The 2,683-nt window shown below is 64.1% G+C and carries 1 protein-coding gene and 1 pseudogene; one reads left to right on the forward strand and one right to left on the reverse strand.

Going from position 1 to position 2,683, the window contains the following annotated elements; all coding sequences use genetic code 11:
* Positions 1 to 437: 437 nt before the first annotated feature.
* A complete protein-coding gene (locus ACIRR9_RS55915; protein WP_403769803.1) occupies positions 438 to 1,040 on the forward strand; it encodes a DUF4328 domain-containing protein in 603 nt (200 codons plus the stop codon).
* Between the two features lie 1,268 nt (positions 1,041 to 2,308).
* On the opposite strand, the pseudogene ACIRR9_RS55920 reads toward ACIRR9_RS55915, so the two are convergent.
* Positions 2,309 to 2,568, reverse strand: a pseudogene (locus ACIRR9_RS55920) (ATP-binding protein); the annotation flags it as partial.
* Positions 2,569 to 2,683 lie beyond the last annotated feature (115 nt).

Raw genomic sequence — 2,683 nt, forward strand, 5'->3', positions numbered from 1 at the left:
AGCGGCCATAGGCCCGCTTGAGCCGTGTGCGCTGGAAGGCGCAAGCACGGTTCTGAGGGGGCGGGGACGCAGCGATGCGTCCCCGCTACCCGACCCAGCCGGAGTATCCGAGGCGTGATCCGACAAGCGGAGAGTGCCTCTGATCTGGGGTGATGGGGCTTGCTTAAGGTCCTGTTCGTCGTTAGGAAAGCTGCACTGCTCAGGTGAAGAAGAGCATCGGGGTACCCGCGTGTCCGCGTCGACGTGATGGCCATGAAGTGGTTTCGCAGAGCGGTGCTCTGGGCGGGAACTGCCTTGCGGCCATGTGCCGTCGGGGACGTGCATCCCGCGACCGACGACCCCGAAAGTAGTACGCACCGTGCGGCAAGTAGACCCTATGATCACTCCGCCCCAGCGTTCGCTGCGGCCACACACGCCTCCGAGACAGGCCGAAGACGATGACGAGCACCGCCCGCAAAGCTCCCTGGATCGTTGCCCGCTCCGCGCAGGCGGTGATAGCGGTGGCTGCCGTGGCGGACGCGTTCCGCGCCGCGGCCGTCCGGGATCACTACCTACGCCACACGGAGGCGTCCCTGCACAAGTCGGGCTTCATCTCCATGATCTTCCTCTATCTGATGACTCTTGCGATCGTGCTGTTCCTCGTGTGGCTCGCCCGGTCCCGGAGCAACGCCCAGGAGCTGTCCCCCGGGGCCTCGCTCCCGAGTCGGGCCTGGACGATCGGCGCCTGGTTCATACCGGTGGTCAACTTCTTTGTCCCGCGCCAGTTCGTCCTCGGTATCGGGCGCGCGAGCTCCGCGTCATGGGAGCAGAAGCGAGACACGACACTGGTGAACCTGTGGTGGGTCGCCTGGATCGCGCACGTGGTGCTGCTCATGGTGGGCGGCCGGGTGGACCCGGGGTCGATGGCTTTCCTCGTGGTGGCGGAGGCGCTCACGACCGCGGCGGCCGTGCTACTGGTGCTCGTCATCGAGCGCATCACGACGTTGCAGAGCGCCGCGCTCGGCGCCACCGTTCCGGTCGCACCTCTCTCCCAGGCGTGAGGCAGTTCCCCCGACGCACTCCCCCACAGCAACGTGACTTGCTGCGCGCGTGACCGGCAATTACCTGGCTTCGGTTCTCCGCACGAGCTGTCCATGACTTGATCAGAAAACGAGAAGTGCTTCTGAACTGCAACGATGGACTTATATAGGGTCCAGTCAGTCGCGTGGAAAGGAGCTGTGGCTACGCGGGTGCGGAGGGTTGTGGGCTTCCCCCATCCGTCACGTCGGCACGCTGGAACGTCAGTACCCAGCGCTCACGTGGGTGGCTGGGATCCTCGTGACGGCTGGCCAGCTTCCAACCCTCAGATTCGATCACCGTGATGTACCGGCCCTGAATCTGCTCATTGGACGAGGCCAGCCTGAAGACGTAGGTGCTCTCCCCCCGCTCCCGGGCCTCAATCGCCCCCGCGGTCATGCGTCTGCGCCCCCACTTCTGCAACAACCCCACGGCCTGATCCCCTCCTGCAGAACCGGACTCCGGTCCAGAAGTCCATGTCACCCAGACGATAGTCCACCTGCGAGGGCCGCTTGATGGAGAGTCAGGCACAGACAAGGGGCAGCAGCGGACTATTCGACTACGACGAAATCGAGGTTGCGATGGTGGCTACCGCAACCGGACCAGTGCGGCATGGCTGCGTAGGTGAGAACGGAGAGCGTTTCTCGCTGAGGGCTGGCAGCACCGGGCGTTCAGTGGAGCGTCAAATGTTGATGAGAAGTAGCAGCAGTGCTGGTGCCCCGGAACGGTGATGCCATCCATGCCAGCACTGGGGTCAAATCTCGATGCGCCGTTGCCACCAGGGCAGATGTTGCAGGGCGAATGGATCGTTGACAGTGCGCCTTAGGACGCGTGCGTCGAGCGGCGCCAACGCGGCTTGCAGCTCTCTTCGAGCACGAGGACGGAGGTTGCAAGCGGCGACTTCGAGCAGCGTGCGGATGTGCCCTGTGGGGACGTCGGAGTACCCGTATCGCCACTCTTCCGCGTTGCGGGGGCGACCGGCTCGTTGGGCCCAGCGGCGGAAGGCAAGCGCAATGTCACCCCCGGGCAAGCGTCGCTCCCGCTCGAACTGGGCGATTTGGCGGTTCGTTGAAGCAGACAGTCCTCTGATGACGGTCCGCCTGAAGTGCCTGGTGTCCCGCAGCGGCAGCTGGGACCTGATCTCGCCCGGTGTCCGGCGAGGCATGTGGACTTCCCTGAGAGTGCCGAAGTTGGCAGGTGTGAGAACGCTAGCCCTGGTGACATTTGATGTTCAAGAGCAAGGAGGCTTTGGTCAGCTGACGGCGCCCTGGCGGGCTCGGGTGGTGGCGAGTCGGTAGAAGTCGGTGCCGGTCTCGATGATGTTGCCGTTGAAAGTCAGGCGGTCGACGATGGCCGCGCAGAGGCGGGGGTCGGTGACGGTTTTGGTCCAGCTTTGGAGAACGACTCGTTGGAGGCGATCGCGACGCTGTTCTTCTCCTCACGCTCGGTCAACACCTGGAAGAGCATCTCCGCGCCGTGGCGGTCGAGGTCCATGTAGCCGAACTTGTCGATCTATGTGGATATCCGCATAGATTGACCTATGCCGAGACCGCGACTATGCCGAGCTTGAGGACCCTGAGCGGGGCTGCAGTTGGTGTGAGGGCCGTGATGCTCGGCATAGTCGCGG

It is taken from the genome of Streptomyces sp. NPDC101234 (assembly GCF_044767525.1).
In the GTDB taxonomy this organism is placed as follows: Bacteria; Actinomycetota; Actinomycetes; order Streptomycetales; family Streptomycetaceae; genus Streptomyces; species Streptomyces sasae.